The following is a 19,257-nucleotide window of genomic DNA, read 5'->3' as shown; positions in this document are numbered from 1 at the left end:
AGAACACGACCGCGGCCGCCGGCACCTCGATGTCCAGCACCCGCCCGAGCGCGGCCGGTTTGTGCCCGCGCGGGACGACGTAGGCGCTCTGGCGCACCAGCGCGACGTCGTCGTCCGTGGACTCGTCCCGGCCGAGCTCGATCCGCGCCGGGTCGCGCAGGTGGCGGCGGACCATGCCGTTGATCCTGGCCGGCATGGTCGCGGAGAACAGCAGGGTCTGCCGGTCCTCCGGGGTCTCGGCGAGGATCGCCTCGATGTCCTCGGCGAACCCCATGTCGAGCATCTCGTCCGCCTCGTCGAGCACCACCGTCGCGAGGTCCGCCAGCCGCAGCGTGCCGCGCGCGATGTGGTCGAGCGCGCGCCCGGGCGTCGCCACCACCACGTCGACGCCCCGGCGCAGCGACCCGAGCTGCCGCCCGATCGGCTGCCCGCCGTAGACGGGGACGACCCGCGCACCCAGGTCGTGTCCGTAGCGGTGCATCGCCTCGGAGACCTGCACGGCGAGCTCCCGCGTCGGCACCAACACCAGCGCGACCGGGTCGACGGCCTCGCGGGGCCACGTGATCCGCTGGAGCACCGGAAGCGCGAACGCGGCTGTCTTGCCGGTCCCCGTCGCCGCCTGCCCGACGAGGTCACGACCCGCGAGCACGGAGGGGATGGCGAGACGCTGGATGGGAGTCGGCTCTTCGTAGCCCAGCCGGGCCAGCGCCTGCACCAGCTCGGCCCGTAGCTCCAGGTCGACGAAGCCGGTCACGTCCTGGCTCATGTTCGGTCTCCTTCTCTGGCGCGGCTGTGCCATCACCTCGATGACGGAATTCGTCACAGACCGTCGTGGGGCCCTGAGCCTTGCCAACAAACCGGAGCGACTGTCCGTAGGATATCCGCGCGCGTTTCGCGGGTGATCGCCGGCCTGCGGACCGCGCCATGGCACCGCTCGACACCCGCACCCGCCACGAGCCGCCGTGCGCCTGCCGGTGCCGACCTACGACCGTGCCCGGGTGCGCACGGGGGATCGCCGACCTCGTTTCACCCCCTGCTGTCCGGGTACCTCGGGTCGCGCGTCGAACAGTGGCGCCCACTCCCACGGTGAGAGGCGGCGGCGACATGCTCCGAGACCGGTCCCCCCGCGTGCGCAGGCCGGACGGGCCACCGCTCACACCGGCGGAACGCCGTTGTTTCCGCCGGGTGGAGCGGGGCCTGTGGGCCACCGACCCGCGCTGGTACGCGCTGCACTGCCCGCTGCGGCATCGTCGGCGGCGCCGCGCCCGGTGCGCCGCGGCCGTGCTGTCACTGGTCCTGGTCCTCCTGGGGGCGCTGACCGGGGTCATGCCGATCGTCCTGTGCGGTGTCGTCATGGCGTTCGCGGCCGTTACCGGCCACATCAGTGCGCGGACGCGCCGGGGCCACACAAGACCGCCGGCCGGTGGCCGGCATGACTTTCCGCCCTCCGGGTAGCCGCCCGGCACGACGAACCGGCCTGGGCGCCCGATCCGGCAGCGGTGAGTGAGCGAGGGCACAGCGGTCCGGGAACACCGGCACCCGTCGTGCCGTTGACATGGATGGTCGGTGCGGTCCGTGTCCCTCGGGCCTCACCTCACTGCCTTCGCGGAATACCGTTCGGCTGGAGCCGCGTCGCGCCACTCGCCGAGAGGCGACCGCCGCGCCGACCCTTTCGATCTCGCCTCCGACTGCCGCCCTCCCCCCAGCGCGGTCGGAGGCTGCCCCGTCTTCGCGTGATGGGCTCCGTGCCGGTGCTGGCGCCCACCCGGCCGAGCCCTCGGCGAAGGTCCGTTCGGTCGCCGAGCGTCTTCCTCGTGGGCAGCGGCACGGGCAGGTGTGTGGGTCGGGTCAGCGAAGCTCGGATCCGGGGGTCGGTGCCAGGCGGACCGTGGACTCGGTCCTGCCCACCAGCGCGGAGAAGGTGTCGACCACGGCCGCACACCGGGGATGCCGGTGGACGGCGTCCAGGATGCGTTCGCGGTCGGCCGCGTCCTCGAACCGCCGGATCCAGACGAAGGTGTCCTCGTCGCCGATCACGGTGAACGTTCCCACCACGTTCATGCCCAGCTCCCGGTGCAGCGGGATGACGGTCTCGTCCATGTAGCCGGCCAGTTCGGTGCCGCGACCGGGGCGGGCGTACTCGGTGCGGATCTCGTAGAACATCGGTGCTCCTCCTTCGCGGTGGCCGTCAGCGCCGGGGTGTGCCGCGCGCGGCGGCGAGCGCGTAGACGTCCGGAGATCCTTCCCACGGACCGGTGCGCACCACGGCCCAGTGGGTGATCAGCCAGCGCCGCCCGCCGAGCTTGCGGAGCTCGAGCTGCCAGCGGCCGCGCATCGTGCAGTGGTCGACCACACCGGGTTCCGCGGGGACGTGGTGGTAGGCGACCATGTGGGTGCGGCACTCGGCCTCGTCGCCCGACAGCCGCACGACCAGGTTCGACGCGGCGTGGTGGGTGCAGTCGAAGCCCTCCAGCGTCCCACGGGCCAGCTCGACCAGGTCGGCGGCCGGCACGGTTGTCGGCGGTCGTCCGAAGTGGTGGGTCGACAGGTCCAGCACCACGTCATCGGCGAACAGCCGCCGGAGAGCTGCCCAGTCCCGGTCGTCCTGGGCGTGGGCGAGGCCGGCGACGACGTCGGCGACGGCCGCCCGGTCCACCAGGTCATCCAGCGCGCTCAAGCCGGCACCTCCGTGCGTTCGATCAGCGGCAGGATCAGGCGGCTGGGGCGGGCCGGTCCGTGGTGGACCCGGTTGACCGCGACGGCCAGGTCGTCCTCGCCGTCGGTGGCGATCGTCGCGCCCGTGTTGGTGTTGCGGTCGTAGCGGGGGAAGTTGCTGCTGGAGACCTCGAGCCTGATGCGGTGCCCCGGCAGGAAGACGTTCGAGGTGACGCGCAGGTCGACGGTCAGCTCGTAAACCGTCCCGGGTGCCAGGGGCGTCGGTTCGGTGAGTGACCCGCGGTAGCGGGCGCGCTGGATGCCCTCGCACAGCACGATCGCCCTGCCGTCGGGGTGCACGTCGACGAGCTTGCCGGTGAAGTCGGTGTCCGGGGCCGAGGACGAGACGTGCAGTACCAGGGTGACGTGACCGGTGACCTCGACGGGACGGTCGAGGACGGCGGTGGTGAAGCACAGCACGTCCTCGCGCGTCTCGACCGCCGCCTGGTCGGCCGGTCCGGGACAGGCGCCGGGCGCGGCGGCGAGCACGGTGCCACCCAGCGTCGGCACGGGGCGGCGCGGGTCGTAGAGGAAGGTGTCCGCCGCCGCCACCGACGGGGTGTCGCGCGTCAGGAGACCGTCGCCGGTGGCGCTGTTGGCACGGCCGCCTCCGGCGAGGAAGAAGTCGGTGTAGCGGGTGTCGGTCAGCGGCCAGTCCACCTCGTCGCGCCACCGGTCGATGCCCATGACGAAGATCCGGACCCGGTGGGCGTCATCGGGGGTGTCCGTCCGCCCGCGGACCCAGCGGTCGAAGAACCGCAGGTGCGCGCCGGTGACGTCGGCGGCCTTGATGCTGCCGTCGAGTCCGAACGACCGGTCGGGGAAGGTGCCGAGGTCGGCACCGTCGGCGTGGCACCAGGGGCCGACGAGCAGCCGCTGCCCGTCGCGGGCCGCGACGCTGCCACCGTGGCGGCGCATCATCGTGTAGGACCGCACGGTTTCGCCGATGAACACGTCGTACCAGCCGCCCACCTGCAGCGCCGGGACGGTGATGCCGGCGCACCGGTCGATCGCCGCGACGTCCTGCCAGAACGCGTCCCGTTCCGGATGGTCGAGCACCTCGCCCACCCAGGGCAGGTGGCGGGTCAGTGCGGCGCGGTCGGCGACCGGCAACGGGTCGTGCAGCAGCCGTGGATCCGCCAGGCCCGACAGGAGTACCTCGGCGTCGGCCGGGTCGCCGTGCTCGGCGCGACGCAGGTTGCGCAGCGCCGAGAGCGTGCCCCAGGTCAGGACGGCGTCCTGCGACAACGCGCCGCCGGGGGAGTACCACGGTGCCCCGTACAGGTCGGCGGAACTCATCACGGGCGCGATCGCACGCAGCGCCGGTGCGCCGCGCACGGCCGCCTGCCACTGGGTGAACCCCATGTAGGACCCGCCCCACATGCCGACCGCGCCGTCACACCACGGCTGTTCGGCCAGCCAGGCGAGGGTGTCGACACCGTCAGAGCCCTCATGGGCGTTCGGTACGAACGTTCCCGGCGAGCGGGAGGTCCCGCGGACATCCTGTGCCACCACGGCGTAACCGGCGGCCACGAGGGCGAACACGTCCGGCAGCTTCGGGTTGCCGAACATGCCGGCGTCGTCCTTGCCGTAGGGGGTGCGGACCAGCAACACCGGGAACGGTCCCGGCCCCTCCGGCCGCCACACGTTGGTGGCGAGCGCGACACCGTCGCACATCGGTACCGGCACGTCCACCGCCACGGCGAAGCTCACGCCCGCACCGGTTCCTGGCTGATCATCCAGTGGCTGAACGCGGCGTAGTGCCGTGCGAACTCCCGCGGCGTCGGCGCGTGCTCCACGGCCGCGGACAGCCGCGCCACGTGGGCGTACCGCGGGATCTGGATGGCCTCGTAGGCGGCGAGCGCGGCGGGCACGTCGGCCGTGTCGGCGAGCAGGCCGCCGAGCAGGGCGGCGTCCTCGATGCCCAGCGTGGCACCGGCGGTGATGTGCGGCGACATCGCATGGGCGGCGTCCCCTGCCAGCGCGACCCGCGCGGAAACCCAGTGCGGCAGCGGCGGCACGAGCATGATCTGGTTGTGCAGGATCTGCTCCTCCGGCGTCGCGGCGATCAGCTCGGCCAGCACCGCGTGCTGTCCGTCCTCCCCGAGGTGCACGGCCCGTTCCAGGGCCTGCTGCTTCCGCGTGCCGGTCAGCTTGGGTGAGTTGAACTGGTTGACCAGCCAGTAGACGCCCCCGTCGTGGGTGCGCAGGTACCCGCCCCGGCAGCCGTGGGTGCCGAGGATCACCCGACTCTCGGGCACCGTGATGTCGTTGGCCGGGAGGACGGCGCGCCAGGCGTGGTGGCCGGGGTGTTCCTGTGCCGCCGTGCCCGGCACCAACCGCGCACGCACCGACGAGTAGGCACCGTCCACCCCGACCAGCACGTCGGCGTCCTCGCCGCTGCCATCGGACAACCGGACCGTGACGTGGTCCGCGTGCTCGTCGTACGCCTCGAACGCGGTGGCCAGACGGATGTTCTCCCGCCCCACGGAGTCGGCGAGCAGATCGGTCAGCTTCGCCCGGTGCACCAGCAGGTACCGGTGGTCCTCGGCACCGAACTCGGGGGTGTCGAGCAGCCGCCCGGCCGGGTCGTGGAAGTACATCTCGCTGGGTTTGCCGACGGCGCGCACCTGCTCGCCGATGCCGAGCTCGTCGAACACCGCCAGCGCGTTGGCCCAGAGCCCCAGCCCGGCCCCGGCGGCGCGGATCTGTGGCGCGCGCTCGCAGAGCACGACCTCGACCCCCGCGCGGTGCAGCGCGAGCCCGCTCGTCAGGCCCACGATCCCGCCGCCGATCACCACAGCCCGCATCAGAACCGACCCCCGGTCATGCTCGGCACGTCCTCGATCTCCACCGTGTTCTCCTCCGGTCCGGTATCGACGGTAGGAACCCCGGCCGATTCACACCAGTGCAACCTTGGTACACAGTTCTTCCGGATGTGATAATCGGCAGGTGGACCATGCCGATCTGAACCTGATCGAGGCGTTGGACGTGCTGCTGACCGAAAGCAGCGTGACGAAGGCCGCGGCGCGCCTGAACACCTCGGCACCGGCGATGAGCCGTACCCTGGCCCGGTTGCGGCGCGCCTTCGACGACCCGCTCCTCGTGCGTGCCGGACGCGATCTCGTGCCCACCCCCCGGGCCCTGGAGCTGCGCGGTGAGGTGCACGCGGTCGCCACCAGGGCGCGAGCACTCTTCGCGCCGTCCGACACCGCCGATCCGCGGACCGCGGTGCGCATGTTCGACCTGCAGGTCAACGACATGCTGTCCACGACGTTCATCCCGTCCCTCATCGACGACCTGCGGATCCAGGCTCCCGGCATCTCACTGCGCCTGCGCCCGGAGAACCTCGAGGACACCCCGGCCCTGCGCGAAGGACTGGTGGACCTGGAAATCGGGATCATCCGCCCTGGCGAGCCGGAGATCCGCTCGGAAACACTCGTCACCGAGACGCTGATCGGCGCGGTGCGGCCGGACCACCCCCTGGCGAGGGCGAAGACCGTGACACCGCAACGGTTCGCCGCGGCCGACCACATCGTCATGTCGCGGCGCGGCCGAGCCCACGGCCCGATCGACGAGCAGCTCGCCGACCTGGGCCTGCGCCGGCCCGTCGCCGCCGTGGTCCCCACCTTCGCGAGCGCGTTGTTCCTGGCCCGCGCGACCGACGTCGTCTGCGTCGCACCGGCCAGGCTGGGGCGGCCGATGCTGGACACGCTGGGGCTGCACACGTTCCCGATCCCCCTGGCGCTGCCGTCCCTGACGATCGGCATGGCGTGGCACCCGCGCAACCACCACGACCGCACGCATCAGCTGCTGCGCGAGCGCACCCGCCACATCATGGCTGCCGCTGTCGAACAGGGGTGACCCCCGCATCCCCCGGGCGCCGATTGCACGTGCGTCAAACAGGCGTTGACGAACTTGCGATTGTCGCCAACCGACTGCGTCTCTAGCGTTTTGGCGTGACTGTTCACGAACTGCATCCCGAGCCTGGCTCCACCACGGACGTGTTCGACCGTGACGCGCCGCCGGTGTTGGCGGTGGACCCGGGCGACACCGTCGTCGTGCGATCACTCGACGCGTCCGGATACCTCGAACGGCAACACTCACCGGGGGAGCGGCGACCGACCATGTTCGACGCGCGGCGCGGCCACTGCCTCACCGGTCCCATCGAGGTGCGCGGTGCGCGGGCGGGGAGTGTGCTCGTGGTCCACATCGTCTCGGCCACCCCGGGCGACTGGGGCTGGACCGCCGCCGGCGCGAAGGACAACGCGCTGAACCGCGCGCTCGGTCTCACCGGAGCGCCTTCCTGGCTCCTCTGGGAGATCGACGCCGCCACCGGAACCGCCACGAACGATCGCGGCCACACCGTGCGAACCGCGCCGTTCCTCGGCGTGATAGGTATGCCGCCCGACGAGCCGGGGCAACACTCCACCATCCCCCCGCGAGCCGCCGGTGGTGGGAATATCGACTGCCGCGACCTGACCGCCGGCGCGACGTTGTTCCTACCGGTCACCGTACCCGGCGCCCTCCTGCACCTCGGCGACGGCCATGCCGCCCAGGGCGACGGCGAGGTCTGCGGCACCGCGATCGAATGTCCTATGACGACGGAGGTGACACTCGACATCGTCACCGAGTCCCCGGTTCCCGGCCCCCACGCCACAACTCCCAGCGGCCGCGTCACTTTCGGCTTCGACGCGGACCTCAACGCGGCGATGACACACGCTCTCACCGCGATGATCACGTGGATGCAGGATCTGTACGACCTGGACAGAGGCACAGCCACGGCCCTCGCCAGTCCGGTCGTGGACCTGCGCATCACACAGGTCGCGAACGAGACGTGGGGAGTACACGCCGTCCTGCCCCACGGGTCGATCACCTGAACCAGGCGCCCCCTGCCGGTGGGCACAAGCCGTCGCACCGCGGCTTCACGCCGGGCGCCCCAGCCCGAACCCGCTGCGGTGGAACACCAGCGGGAGTGAGCGGTCGACGTGGGCCGCGGCGTGGAGTCGCAGGAGGACGATCGTGTGGTCGCCGGCCGTCACGTGGCGGTCGATCGTGGTGTCGAACCAGGCGATGCCGTCGGCGAGGGTGACCGCGCCGTTGGCGCTGACGGTGACGTCGAGGCCGTCGAAGCGGCTGTCCATCGGGCCGGCGAGTTGGCGGGCGACGGTGTGGTGGTGGTCGGCCAGGACGGTCACGCCCAGGTGCGCGGCGCGGCGCAGTGCGGGCCAGGTCCGGGAGGTGTTGGCGATGGAGAAGGACACCAGCGGTGGGTCCAGTGACACCGAGGTGAACGAGCTGGCGGCGAGGCCGACGAGCCGGTCGTCGACCTGTGCGGCAACGGCGACGACGCCGGTCGGGAAGGTGCCGAAGGCCGCGCGCAGTCGGGTCGGCTCCAGGCTCTCCCCGGCCTGTGTCGATGCCCGGAGGGTGTCACCACGCACTGGACTCGACCTCGATCACCGGGACCAGTTCGTTGCCGAGGGTCTCCAGGAAGCTCACGATCTCCGCGGCGACGGAGCGGTGCTGGCGGTCGTTGAGCACGTCGTGGTGCGCGCCGCGGACGACCGAGAGCCGGGCCCTCGGTGCGGACTTCACCGCGCGGGCCAGTGCTTCCCGGTCGGCGAGGGGGTCCGCGTCGCCGACGAGGACGAGCCGGGGGAGGGCGGTGGTGCTTTCGTACGCGGCGGCCAGCAGGCCGTCCGGCACCGGCGTGGCGAGCGCGCCGCGTCCGACGGCCGTGTCGCTGGTCAGCACGCCGCGGTGCACGGGGCACGACGTTCTGACGTCGAGCTCCTCCTCCCAGCCGGCCGTCACACCGGCCGCGTGACCGGGCAGTCCGGCGAGCACGACGGCGTCGGGCCACCAGGGCGCGGTTGGGTCCTCGCGGGCGACCAGTGCGGCGATCACGGCGGCACCGGAGTCGGCGCCGAGGAGCACCAGCGGGCGGGGAAGTGCGGCCGCGTGGGCCAGGCCGTCCGCGAACTCCCCCGGCGCGTCGAGCTCGGGTGGGTCGACGACCCGGACGTGGTAGGCATCGCCCGCGAGCCGCGTGGCGAGGCGGGTGTAGGTCGTGCGGGTCTCCCCACGACCCGGAACGACCAGCACCGTGCCTCGGGTGCGAAGCTCCTGGGGGCCGGGGAAGTCGGTGTACCGGCTCATCTCACACTCCTTCCGGCTGGGGCTTCCAGCCGAGGGCGGGGGCGACCTCGGTCGCGATGAGTTCGAGTGCCCGGATCGCGGCGTCGTGGTCGGGCACCGCGGGGTTGAACTGGGTGATCAGGTCGGTCGCGACGGGCAGGACCCGTTCCCGCCGCAGCGCGGCGACGATCTCGTCGGGGTGACCGTAGAAGGAGTGGAACCGCCGCAACGCCTCGTCGGTGTCCAGGTCGGCGGGGAACGCGCCGCGCTGGCCGAACCGGAGTGCGGCCTGGTGCACGTCCGCCGCGATCTGAGCCAGCGCCGTGCGCCGGTCCTTGGCGGGGAAGACGAACCGCGACAGGCCGATCCTGGGCGGACGCGGGCGGTCCCAGGCCGACAGGTACGCGTCGGCCCACGGCCGCTGCACCGCGTCGGTCGGTTCGTCGTACCCGTAGGCGGCGCGGTTGAGCAGCAGGTTGGAACCGGCCGCCGCCGCGTGCTCGGCGCCGGCACCGCTGAACACGCCCTGCCAGATCCGGCCGGTGAAGTCGCCGGCGGGTGGCTGGATCGTGAAGCCCCGCGTGCCGACCTCCTCGTTGGCGAGCGCCGCACGCAGGATCGCGAGGTGCTCGGTGGTCAGCTCCCGCTTGCGGGCGACGTCGCGACCGAACGCGGCGTACTCGGCCTCGCTGCCGCCGCTGCCGACCCCGACCTCCACCCGGCCGCCGCTGAGGGTGTCGACGACCGAGATGTCCTCGGCCAGCCGGATCGGGTTCTCCAGCGGCAGGACGGTGATCGCCGTGCCGAGGCGGATCCGCTTCGTGCGGGCGGCGGCGTGCGCGAGGAACGTCCACGGCGACGGCAGCCCGCCACCGCCGGGCGGCACGTGGTGCTGGGCCACCCAGCCGACGTCGAAGCCCAGCTCGTCGGCGACCACGAACAGGTCCTGCGCGTCGCGGTAGGTTCGCGCCGGGTCGTCGCCGCGCCCCTGGACGTGGGTGAGGAAGCCGAGTTTCATCGCTCGCTCCCCACCGCGACCAGCTCGGCCACGGGCTCGACCAGTCGCCGGACCCCCACGATCCGGTCCAGCACGGCGGCCGCGCCGCCGTGGGGGAGTGCCGTGCCGCGCCAGGCGACGTGCTGGTCGGGGCGGACGAGGACGTTGCCCGTGCCGTAGACCTCCCGCGCCGCCGGTTCGGTCAGGTGGACGACCGTGAACGGCAGCGACCGCGCCGCCGCCTCGGCGGCGAACGCCCGCTCCACGGTCCGGTCCTCGGTGAGCACGAGCAGCGCGAGGTCGTTGCCGATGCGGTCGTACAGCGTGCCGCCGTACGGGTCGACCTGGCCGTTCGGGGCCCGGTGGCCGGGCCGCGGGTCGTCGGCGTACGCGTCGGGCCGCCACGGCGGCTCCGACTCGCGTTGCCCGTCCTCGTACCAGATCACCGCGGAGTCGTCGTAGCGCTCGTCGAAGGTGACCCCGTCGGCGCCGAGCCGGTTCGCGCCCAGGATGCTGCCGATCAGCGCACGGCGGCGCCGCGCTTCGGGACCGAGGTCGGCGTCGTCGGGGACGCCGAGCCGCCGGATCTCCGCGAGCGTCTCCCGCGACCGCCGGGCCCGCGCCAGCGCGAAGTCCGCGATCCGCCAGTTGTGCCGGCGGCGTTCCTGGTCGTAGGAGTCCAACAGCTCCTCACACGCCTGGCCGGCGAGCACGGCCGCGAGCTTCCAGCCCAGGTTGACCACGTCGCCGAAGCCCTCGCCGAGGTTGCCGCCCGGTGTCCGCACGTGCGCGGCGTCACCGGCCAGCAGCACGCGCCCGGCGCGAAAGGTCGAGGCGATGCGGGTGGCGTCGTAGAAGGTCGTCGCCGAGGCCAGCTCCAGGTCGAGGTCGAAGCCGAACGCCGCCCTGGCGACCGACAGCAGCTCATCCTCGCTCGGCTGGTGGTCGAGCGGGTACGGCCCCGCGTACACCCGCCACTCCCGCGAGCTGATCGCGGCGAGGAAGCCGTCCGCCCGCTGGTTGACGACGATGTTGGTGCCGCTGGGCGCCGCGCCGACGCGGGCCGAGATGTCACCCGTGCGAACGACCAGCCGCAGCCGCTTCTCGGTCGCGTGGTCGCCCTCCCGTTCGATGCCGGCGAGCCGCCGGACGGTGCTGCTGGCGCCGTCCGCGCCGACGACGTACCTGGCGCGGACGGTCCGGCCGTGTGCGAGGACGGCGTCGACCCCGTCGGCGTCCGCGCGCAGCTCGGTGAGCCGCCACCCGCCCGCGACGGTCACCCCGCGCAGGGCGAGGTGGCGCAGGAACACCTGCTGCAACGCGGTTTGCGGCCGGCGGAGCGCTTCCTCCGCCGAGTGGCGAGCCGCGCCGGTGAAGGCCGGGCGTGTGGTCGGCACCAGCTCGTGGCCCACGAGCGAGGTGACCAGCCGGATGCCCTGGTTCCACTCGGGTGGGAACGTCCACGCGGCGCGGATGTCCTGAAGCACGCCCCACCGGCGGAAGTGTTCGACCACCCTCGGGGTGTGGCCCATCGCGCCCGCGCGGACCAGCGTGGCTTCGCGTGCCTGGTCGACGACCGCCACGTCGACGCCCCGGGCGTGGAGCTCGACCGCGGCCGCGAGGCCGACCGGGCCCGCGCCGACGACGAGCACGTCGACCCGGTCCGGTGGTGTGGCCGCCGGGAGGCGGACGGTGTGCACGTCGCGCATCAGGCGTCCACCAGGTTGCGTGCACGGGTGTGCCGGTTGGCCGGGATCGGCAGGCCGAGGTTGCCCCGCAGCGTGTCGGAGGTGTACTCGGTGCGGAACAGCCCCCTCTTCCGCAGCAGCGGCACCACCGCGTCGACGAACCAGGTCAGGTCCTCGTTGTTGCGGAAGGCGAGGTTGATGCCGTCGAAGGTGCCGGCCGCGAACCACCGCTCGATCGTGTCGGCGACCGTGACCGGCGCGCCGACGAACGGCGAGGACCGGCGGTCGCTGAAGGTCTCGACCACCTGGCGCAGCGTGAGTCCCTCGGTGCGGGCCCGCTCGATGATCTTCGCGGCGCCGGTGCGGCCGCCCTTCTCCGCGAGGTGGGCCACGTCGGGGAACGGCGCGTCCAGGTCGTACTGGCTGAAGTCGTGCGCGCCGAACGCCCGGCCCAGCAGGGCGACGTTGCGGCCGAAGTCGTCGTCCTCCGCGATGATGTCGCGGGCTCGCTGCCTGGCCGCCTCGTCGGTGCCCCGCACGACGGGGGCGCCGTGGATGAAGATCTTGATGTGGTCGGGGTCCCGGCCGGCCTCGGCGGTGCGGCGCTTGATGTCGGCGTAGTACGCCTGCGCGTCGGCGAGCGACCCGCCTGGCGCGTAGATGCCCTCGGCCACCTGTGCGGCGAGGTCGCGGCCCTCCTCGGAGACGCCGGCCTGGAAGATCACCGGTTGGCCCTGCGGCGAGCGGGACAGGTTGAGCGGGCCGTCGACGCGGAAGTGTTCGCCGCGGTGGTTGAGCGCGTGCAGCTTCGACGGGTCGAGGAACACACCCCGTTCGACGTCGGCGGGGAAGGCGTCGTCCTCGTAGGAGTCCCACAGGCCCTGGACGACCCGGACCGCCTCGAGCGCGCGGCCGTAGCGCGTCGCGTAGTCGAGGTGCTCCTCCAGCCCGTAGTTGCGGCTGGTGCCGGTGTCGAAGCTGGTGACGACGTTCCACCCGGCGCGACCGCCGCTGATGTGGTCGAGGGAGCCGAACCGGCGGGCGAGGTTGAACGGCGAGTTGTAGGTGGAGCTGGCCGTGCCGACCAGGCCGAGGTGCCTGGTGTGGGTGGCGACGGCGGACAGCAGCGTCAGCGGTTCGAGCCGGTTGAGGTAGTGCGCGGGGTAGGTGGCGTCGATGAACTGGCTGTCCACGACGAACAGCGCGTCGAACAGGGCGTGTTCGGCCGCCTGCGCCTGCTGGATGTAGTAGTTGATGTCGATGCTGGCGTTCTTCGCGACGCCGGGGTCCTTCCAGAGGCCGTGCTGGCCGGGACCGCCGACTCCGTAGGGGTGCAGGGCGAGGTGGATCTTGCGACTCATGCGGCGTTCCTTCTCTTGCGCAGTGTCGGTGCCGAGCTGATGAGCAGGCGGGTGTACGGGTGCCGGGGGTTGACGACGACCTCGCGCGGCGGGCCGACCTCGACGAACTCGCCCTGGTGGAGGACCGCTATCCGGTCCGCGATCCCGGCCACCGAGCCGAGGTCGTGGGAGATGAACACGAGTGCCGTGCCCGCGGCACGCAGCTCCTTGAGGATCTCCAGGATCTGGACCCGGTTGGCGGCGTCCAGCGCGCTGACCGGCTCGTCGAGGATCACCAGCCGTGGCTCGGTGACGAGCGCGCGGGCGACCGCGACGCGTTGCCGCTGACCGCCGGACAGCTCGCCGGGCAACCGGGGCAGCAGCTCCTCGTCGAGGCGCACCCGGGAGAGGAACGTCCGGGCCCTCACCAGCGCCTCCGCGCGGGCGACGCCGCCCACCAGCAACGGTTCCACGAGAGAGTCCGCGATGGACAGGTCGGGATCCAGGCTGCGCAGCGGGTCCTGGAACACGTACTGGACGACGCCGCGGCGCCGGAGTGCCCGCCACTGCCGGTGCCCGTGGCCGGTGACGTCCTCGCCGTCGACGACGATCCGGCCCGCGGCCGCACGCACCAGCCCGAGCACGGCACGGGCGAAGGTGGACTTGCCCGAACCGGTCTCGCCGATGATCCCGACGACCTCCCCGGACGCGACCGAGAGCGACGCGCCGGCGAGCACCTGTCGGCGCCTGCGCCGTGGTCCGTAGTGGACGCGGAGGTCGGTGACCGACAGGATCATGCCTCCGCCTCCAGGAACCTCTCCAGCCCGTACTGCTCGTGCTCCCTGATGAGCAGTCGGGTGTAGGAGTGCCTCGGGTCGTAGAGGATCCGCTCGGTCGGGCCCTGCTCGACGACCTCGCCGTCCCGCATGACCAGCACCTCGTCGCACAGCTGGGCGACGACGGCCAGGTCGTGGGAGACGACGACGAGCGCGAGACCGGTCCGCTCCCGCAGATCCGCCAGCAGGGCGAGGATCTCCGCCTGCACGGTCACGTCGAGCGCGGTCGTCGCCTCGTCGGCGATGAGCACCCGGGGGTCGGCGGCGATCGCGGCCGCGATCAGCACCCGCTGGAGCATCCCACCGGACAGCTCGTGGGCGTACTGGCCGTAGACCAGCTCGGGGTCGCGCAGGTGGACCGCCGCGAGCAGCTCGATCGCGCGCCGCCGCGCCGCGCGCCGGCGCACGCCCTTCTTCACCCGGACGACCTCGGCGATCTGCGGACCGACCTGGATCGAGGGGTTGAGGTAGGAGGCCGGGTCCTGGAACACGGCGCTGATCGTCGAGCCGCGCAGCTCGGTCAGCTCGGCCGGGGTCAGGGTGGTGATGTCGCTGCCCGCCACGTGGATCGAGCCGGCCGAGACGTCGAAACGTGGCGGCAGTATGCCCAGGACCGCCCGGCACGTCAGCGTCTTCCCGCTGCCGGACTCGCCGACGATGCCGACCACCCTGCCGGGCGTCAGCTCGAAGCTCACCCCCGAGACGAACTCCCGGTCGTGGCGCCGGATCCGGACGTCGCGGACCGTGAGCACCGGGGTGTCGACCTCGGTCGCCGCGGAGATCTCGGTGAGAGCCGTCATCTGGCCAGTACCTTCCGGTCGTCGAGCAGGACGCGGCCGGCCGCACCGGACACGTCGCGGATGGCGTCGGCGAGCAGGTTGCTGGCCCACACCGTGGCCATGATCAGTCCGGCCGGCACGAACGGGGCCCACGGCTGGTAGCTGAGGTAACCCAGGTCCGAGGCCAGCAGCCCGCCCCACGTGGGTGCCGGCGGCGCCACGCCGATGCCGAGGAACGTCAGGCTGGACACGATGACGAACCCGACGCCGACGGTCTGGGCGAACGTCACCGCGACGGGGGGCAGCACCTTGACCCAGACGTGCCGCCGGACGATCCACCCCAGCGACGCGCCGGAGACGACGGCGGCCTCGACGTACTGCGAGCGCGCGACGGCCAGCGTGGCCGCCCGGGACACCCGGTAGAACAACGGCGACACGAGCACACCCGTCACGAACATCGCCTGGGCGATCCCGTTGCCCAGCAACGCGGTCACCGCCACCGCGAAGAGCAGGAACGGCAGCGCGACGAGGGTGTCGGCGAGGCGGAGCGTCAACCACTCGAACACCCGCCCCAGGTAGACCGACAGGATGCCGGGGATCGCGCCGACGACCAGCGCCATCAACGCAACCTCCAGTGAGCCGAGGACGCTGACCCGCGAGCCGTCCAGCAGGCGGCTGAGCACGTCCCGGCCGAGGTTGTCGGTGCCGAGCCAGTGCGTCCCGGACGGACCCGCGAGGGTGTTCGCGCTCGTGGCCAGCGGATCCTGCGGCGCGAGCAGCGGGCCGACGACCGCGAGGAACGCGATCACCGCGAGGACCGCGACGGAGATCCGGCCGGAGTGCAGGGACAGGACGCGGCGCACCACGGCTCACACCCCCCGCCGCGCGGCCGGGGCGACCCGGCCGAGAACGAGGTTGATGACCAGGTTGAAGGCCACGACCATGGCGATCGACACCACGAGCACGCCCTGGACGGCGGGCACGTCGCCGGCCTGCGCGGAGTCGTTGGCGAACCGGCCGAAGCCCTGCAGCCCGAAGATCCACTCCGTGACCACCGAGGCGCCGACGAGCGCGGGGAACTTCACCCCGAGCGTCGCGAGCGCGGGTCCCATGCCGCCCCGCAGCACGTGCCGGAAGAAGATCCGGCGTGGCGACAGGCCGCGCACCACCGCCCCGATCACGTAGTTCTCCTGGTACGCGGTGACGAGCCCGGTGCGCAGCTGCCGCGCGGTGTCGGCGATCACGTCGGAGCTCAGCGCGACCGCCGGCAGGGTGATGTGGGCGAGCCAGAGACCGACACCGCCGTCGGAGAGGGGCACGTAGCCGCCCGAGGGGAACCAACCCAACCCCACCGCGAAGACGCCGACGAGCACGACACCGACCACGAACGGCGGCATGACCGACACGACCGTGGCGAACCCGGTGATCCCCCGGTCGAGCCACGTCCCGCGGCGCAGCGCGGCGGCGGTGCCGAGCACGAAGCCCACGAGCACGCCGATCACGAGCGCGAGGAGCGCCACCGACAGGCTGACCCCGAGGCCCAGCCCGATGAGCGTGGAGATGTCGGCGCCGTTGACCCAGCTCGTGCCGAGCCTGCCGTGGAGCACCCCGGTGAACCAGTCCCAGTACTGGACCAGGAAGGGCTTGTCGAGGCCCCACTGGCTCTCGATGTTGTGGATCGCCTCCGGCGTCGCGTCCTCACCCAGCTGGATCCGCGCGGGGGACAGGCCGCTCATGGCGCGGAGCGAGAAGGTCACGACGGTCGCCACGAAGAACACCGGGACGAAGATCGCGACCGACTTCGCCAGGGTGACCAGGACGCGGCCCGCTGCTCGGCGTGCCCTGGCCGCGAGCCCGCTCCTGCCAAGCACTGCCGCGTCGTCCCCGAAGGTCACTGTCCCGGCCATCGCCGCACCTCCTCCGCCACCCCGGTCGCGGCCCTGGTCTCAGCCGCCATTGATCGTCACGCCCGTCCAGTCGAGGTGCGCCGGGATCTTCGGCAGGCTGGAGATGGACCTGCTCTTGGCGATCAGGTTCGGCGCCGAGTAGGTGAACACCAGCGCCCGGCTCTCCAGCCCGGCCCGCGTGGCGGCCTGCAGGACCTCCCGGTAGTCCGGCGCGTCGAGCGGTGTCTGGCGCACCTTGGCCACCGCGGCCTCGAACCCGGCCGGCTCGTAAGGTGTGCTGAGGTTCAGCGGGCCGTTGGGTCCGAAGTGGGCGGTCAACGTCTGGACCGCCGAGTCCCGGCCCGTGGTGCCGTACAGCGACAGCGTGAGCTGCTTGGCGAAGAACGGCGTCGCCCAGTTCTTGTCCACCTTGATGTCGATGGTGATACCGACCGCGGCGAGCTGGGACTGGACGATCTCGGCGCCGGAATCCGCGGCGGGGATCACGAGGTCGAGCTTGATGTCCCCGGGTTCGTAGCCCGCTTCCGCGAGCAGCTGCCTGGACTTCTTCGGGTCGTAGGGGTAGCGGTTCCTGGACCTGGGGTCGTAGGCGAGGTAACCCTCGGGGAACGGTTGGTCGGTGGTCGTCCCGTAGCCGAAGGAGAGCTTGTCGACGAACTCCTCACGGTTCACCGCGTGCCGCACCGCGTCGACGACCTTCGGGTTGTCGAAGGGCGCCTTGTTGACGTTGATGCTGATGTTCGACGCGTTGAAGCCGGGTTGGACGAACACGTCGAGGCCGGCCTTCTTGGCGGCGTCGGCCTGGCTCGGCTCGATGTCGGCGAAGTTGTAGACACCGGTCTGCAGACCGGACACGACGGTCGAGGCGTCCGGTGCCGAGATCAGCTCCACATTGTCGATGTGGATGTTCTCGGCGTCCCAGTAGTCGGGGTTCTTCTTCAGCACCGCCTTGGTGCCGGGGATCACCTGGGTGACGACGAACGGCCCCGCGCCGACCGGGTTCTGGTCCAGCTCCGCCGGGTCCCGCGCGGCCTTCGGGCTCGCGACCTGCAGCACCCGCTGCCCGAGCAGCTGCGGGATCTGGTAGTCGACCTGGGTCAGGTGGACGGTCACGTCGAGCCCGTCGGCCGTGACCTCCTCGATGGAGGTGAGATCGCCGAACAGGGCGGAGTTCTTCTGCGTCTTCGCCCGCTCGATGGCGGCCTTCACCGCGGCGCCGTCGACCGGCTCCCCGTCGGTGAACGTCAGGCCCGCACGGAGGTGGAAGGTGACCTCGTCGCCCGTCGCGTCGTACTCCCAGCTCTTGGCGAGGTCCGGCACGGCCTCGCCCTTCTCGTTGGTCCTCGTCAGCGAGGCGTAGACGAGTGCGAGCTCCCGGAACTGGGCGCCGCTGCCCCCGACCACGGGATCCCAGTGGGTGGGGAAGTAGGAGGACGCCCACTTGAGCGTCGCGTTGCCGCCGCCTGCCGAGGCGGCCGCGCCACCGCCGCCGCAGGCGGTGAGTGTGGAGACGAGTGTCGCGGCGAGGGTGATTCCGATGGCGACACGGTGCGCCTTGTTGCGTAAGGACATGTGCTGTCTTTCTCGGTCGCGGTCAGGGGATCAGTGCGGGCGGGGACGTGCGGGCGGCGGTGTGGCGGTTCTCGGGAACCGGCAGGCCGAGGTTCCCCCGGAGAGTGGTCGAGTCGTACTCGCTCCTGACCACGCCGCGGTCGCGGAGGATCGGCAGCACCCGGTCGGTGAAGAGCGCGAACTCGCTCGGCGCGTTGACGGTGACGTTGATGCCGTCGAAGCCGTCCTCTTCGAACCAGTGCTGGATGGTGTCGGCGACGGTCTCCGGTGCCCCGACGAACGGCGACCGTGCCGCGTCCCGCAGGTGCTCGACGACCTGGCGGAGCGTGAACCCGTTGTCCTGTGCGAGCTTCGCGATCGCGTCCGCCTGTGTCCGGAAGCTCTTCTGCCCGAGGTGCGCGACGTCGGGGAAGGGCGCGTCGAGATCGTGGCGGGTGAAGTCGTGCCAGCCGAACGGGCGGCCCAGCTCCCTGAGTGCGCGATCGAAGCTCCTGGCACCCAGTCGAGCATCCTCTTTGGCCAGTGCCTCCTCGTCCGTGTCGGCGATGACGAGCGAGATCCCCGGCAGGGTCAGCACGTGCTCCGGGTCGTGTCCCTTGGCGGCGGCCCGATCTCGCAGCTCGGTGCGGAAGGCCTTGGCCTGCTCGAGGGTCGCGGCGTGGGTGAAGATCACCTCGCCGACGCTCGCGCCGAGGTCGCGGCCTTCGGCGGAGTCCCCGGCCTGGAAGATGACCGGTTGTCCCTGCGGCGAGCGTTCGAGGTTGAGCGGCCCCACGACGGAGAAGTGCTCGCCCTTGTGGTCGAGCGGGTGCTGCCTGGCCGGGTCGAAGAAGACCCTGGCGTCCCTGTCCCGGGGGAAGGCGTCGGCCTCGTAGGAGTCCCACAGTCCCTGGACGACCCGGACGTGCTCGAGTGCGCGGCCGTATCGGGTGGCGTAGTCGTAGTGCTCGTCGCGGCCGTAGTTGCCGGCGGTGCCCGCGTCGCCGCTCGTCACCACGTTCCAACCCGCGCGGCCGCCGCTGATGTGGTCCAGCGAGTAGAGGCGGCGGGCGACGTTGAACGGCTCGTTGTAGGACGTCGTCAGGGTGCCGACGAGGCCTACGTGTCCGGTGTGGACGGCGACGGCGGAGAGCAGGGTCAGCGGTTCGAGGCGGCTCAGGTAGTGGTTGGGCGAGTTCTCGGTGATGAACTGACTGTCCACAATGAACACCAGGTCGAACTTCGCCGCCTCCGCCTCCTGTGCGCGGGCGATGTACCAGTTGATGTCGACGCTGGCGTTGGT

19 protein-coding genes are annotated in these 19,257 nt (G+C 71.9%); 3 read left to right on the top strand and 16 right to left on the bottom strand.

Going from position 1 to position 19,257, the window contains the following annotated elements:
• Positions 1–766 (bottom strand): DEAD/DEAH box helicase (locus ACJ73U_RS03815; protein ID WP_407776100.1); only part of this gene is annotated, 766 nt, incomplete at its 3' end.
• Between the two features lie 338 nt (positions 767–1,104).
• Here ACJ73U_RS03815 and ACJ73U_RS03810 point away from each other — a divergent pair.
• Positions 1,105–1,455, top strand: a complete 351-nt coding sequence (locus tag ACJ73U_RS03810) for a DUF3040 domain-containing protein (RefSeq protein ID WP_407776099.1) — start codon at positions 1,105–1,107, stop codon at positions 1,453–1,455.
• Positions 1,456–1,848: 393 nt separating this feature from the next.
• On the opposite strand, the gene ACJ73U_RS03805 is transcribed toward ACJ73U_RS03810, so the two are convergent.
• Genes ACJ73U_RS03805 through ACJ73U_RS03790 form a run of 4 tightly spaced genes read right to left on the bottom strand, consistent with a single transcriptional unit; the run spans position 1,849 to position 5,525 of the window.
• Positions 1,849–2,163, bottom strand: a complete 315-nt coding sequence (locus ACJ73U_RS03805; protein WP_407776098.1) for an NIPSNAP family protein — start codon at positions 2,161–2,163, stop codon at positions 1,849–1,851.
• Positions 2,164–2,188: 25 nt separating this feature from the next.
• Positions 2,189–2,677 (bottom strand): nuclear transport factor 2 family protein, encoded by a 489-nt coding sequence (locus tag ACJ73U_RS03800; RefSeq protein WP_407776097.1) that lies wholly within the window; start codon positions 2,675–2,677, stop codon positions 2,189–2,191.
• Positions 2,674–4,428, bottom strand: coding sequence for a CocE/NonD family hydrolase (locus ACJ73U_RS03795; protein WP_407776096.1), 1,755 nt, complete (start codon positions 4,426–4,428; stop codon positions 2,674–2,676). Before ACJ73U_RS03795 ends, ACJ73U_RS03800 begins: the two co-directional genes overlap by 4 nt.
• Complete coding sequence (locus tag ACJ73U_RS03790) at positions 4,425–5,525, bottom strand: FAD-dependent monooxygenase (protein WP_407776095.1); 1,101 nt, start codon at positions 5,523–5,525, stop codon at positions 4,425–4,427. The genes ACJ73U_RS03795 and ACJ73U_RS03790 overlap by 4 nt, the downstream gene beginning before the upstream one ends.
• 142 nt (positions 5,526–5,667) lie before the next feature.
• On the opposite strand from ACJ73U_RS03790, the gene ACJ73U_RS03785 reads away from it, so the two are divergent.
• Together ACJ73U_RS03785 and ACJ73U_RS03780 are read left to right on the top strand one after the other, a co-directional pair.
• Positions 5,668–6,579, top strand: coding sequence for a LysR family transcriptional regulator (locus ACJ73U_RS03785; protein WP_407776094.1), 912 nt, complete (start codon positions 5,668–5,670; stop codon positions 6,577–6,579).
• Between the two features lie 95 nt (positions 6,580–6,674).
• Positions 6,675–7,595: an acetamidase/formamidase family protein gene (locus ACJ73U_RS03780; protein WP_407776093.1), complete on the top strand. Its 921-nt coding sequence runs from the start codon at positions 6,675–6,677 to the stop codon at positions 7,593–7,595.
• A gap of 45 nt (positions 7,596–7,640) precedes the next feature.
• Here ACJ73U_RS03780 and ACJ73U_RS03775 read toward each other — a convergent pair whose 3' ends face one another.
• The 11 genes from ACJ73U_RS03775 to ACJ73U_RS03725 form a co-directional block, all read right to left on the bottom strand.
• Complete coding sequence (locus ACJ73U_RS03775; protein ID WP_407776092.1) at positions 7,641–8,159, bottom strand: flavin reductase family protein; 519 nt, start codon at positions 8,157–8,159, stop codon at positions 7,641–7,643.
• A complete protein-coding gene (locus tag ACJ73U_RS03770) occupies positions 8,149–8,877 on the bottom strand; it encodes an alpha/beta hydrolase (protein WP_407776091.1) in 729 nt (242 codons plus the stop codon). The genes ACJ73U_RS03775 and ACJ73U_RS03770 overlap by 11 nt, the downstream gene beginning before the upstream one ends.
• Position 8,878: 1 nt before the next feature.
• Complete coding sequence (locus ACJ73U_RS03765) at positions 8,879–9,874, bottom strand: LLM class flavin-dependent oxidoreductase (RefSeq protein WP_407776090.1); 996 nt, start codon at positions 9,872–9,874, stop codon at positions 8,879–8,881.
• Positions 9,871–11,562 carry an FAD-dependent monooxygenase gene (locus tag ACJ73U_RS03760; RefSeq protein ID WP_407776089.1) on the bottom strand — a complete coding sequence of 564 codons (1,692 nt, stop codon included), beginning with the start codon at positions 11,560–11,562 and terminating at the stop codon, positions 9,871–9,873. The genes ACJ73U_RS03765 and ACJ73U_RS03760 overlap by 4 nt, the downstream gene beginning before the upstream one ends.
• Positions 11,562–12,902 (bottom strand): NtaA/DmoA family FMN-dependent monooxygenase, encoded by a 1,341-nt coding sequence (locus tag ACJ73U_RS03755; protein WP_407776088.1) that lies wholly within the window; start codon positions 12,900–12,902, stop codon positions 11,562–11,564. The genes ACJ73U_RS03760 and ACJ73U_RS03755 overlap by 1 nt, the downstream gene beginning before the upstream one ends.
• Complete coding sequence (locus ACJ73U_RS03750) at positions 12,899–13,678, bottom strand: ABC transporter ATP-binding protein (protein WP_407776087.1); 780 nt, start codon at positions 13,676–13,678, stop codon at positions 12,899–12,901. The genes ACJ73U_RS03755 and ACJ73U_RS03750 overlap by 4 nt, the downstream gene beginning before the upstream one ends.
• Positions 13,675–14,517, bottom strand: a complete 843-nt coding sequence (locus tag ACJ73U_RS03745; RefSeq protein WP_407776086.1) for an ABC transporter ATP-binding protein — start codon at positions 14,515–14,517, stop codon at positions 13,675–13,677. The genes ACJ73U_RS03750 and ACJ73U_RS03745 overlap by 4 nt, the downstream gene beginning before the upstream one ends.
• Positions 14,514–15,362 (bottom strand): ABC transporter permease, encoded by an 849-nt coding sequence (locus tag ACJ73U_RS03740; protein WP_407776085.1) that lies wholly within the window; start codon positions 15,360–15,362, stop codon positions 14,514–14,516. The genes ACJ73U_RS03745 and ACJ73U_RS03740 overlap by 4 nt, the downstream gene beginning before the upstream one ends.
• A 3-nt stretch (positions 15,363–15,365) precedes the next feature.
• Positions 15,366–16,403: an ABC transporter permease gene (locus ACJ73U_RS03735; RefSeq protein ID WP_407776084.1), complete on the bottom strand. Its 1,038-nt coding sequence runs from the start codon at positions 16,401–16,403 to the stop codon at positions 15,366–15,368.
• A 39-nt stretch (positions 16,404–16,442) separates the two neighbouring features.
• Positions 16,443–17,975, bottom strand: a complete 1,533-nt coding sequence (locus ACJ73U_RS03730) for an ABC transporter substrate-binding protein (protein ID WP_407776083.1) — start codon at positions 17,973–17,975, stop codon at positions 16,443–16,445.
• 22 nt (positions 17,976–17,997) lie between these two features.
• Positions 17,998–19,257: NtaA/DmoA family FMN-dependent monooxygenase (locus ACJ73U_RS03725; RefSeq protein ID WP_407776082.1), on the bottom strand; the 1,260-nt coding region annotated here is incomplete at its 5' end.

This window comes from Actinophytocola sp., assembly GCF_045807065.1.
Classification (GTDB): domain Bacteria; phylum Actinomycetota; class Actinomycetes; order Mycobacteriales; family Pseudonocardiaceae; genus Actinophytocola.
This window is presented reverse-complemented; position numbering and strand designations above follow the sequence as displayed.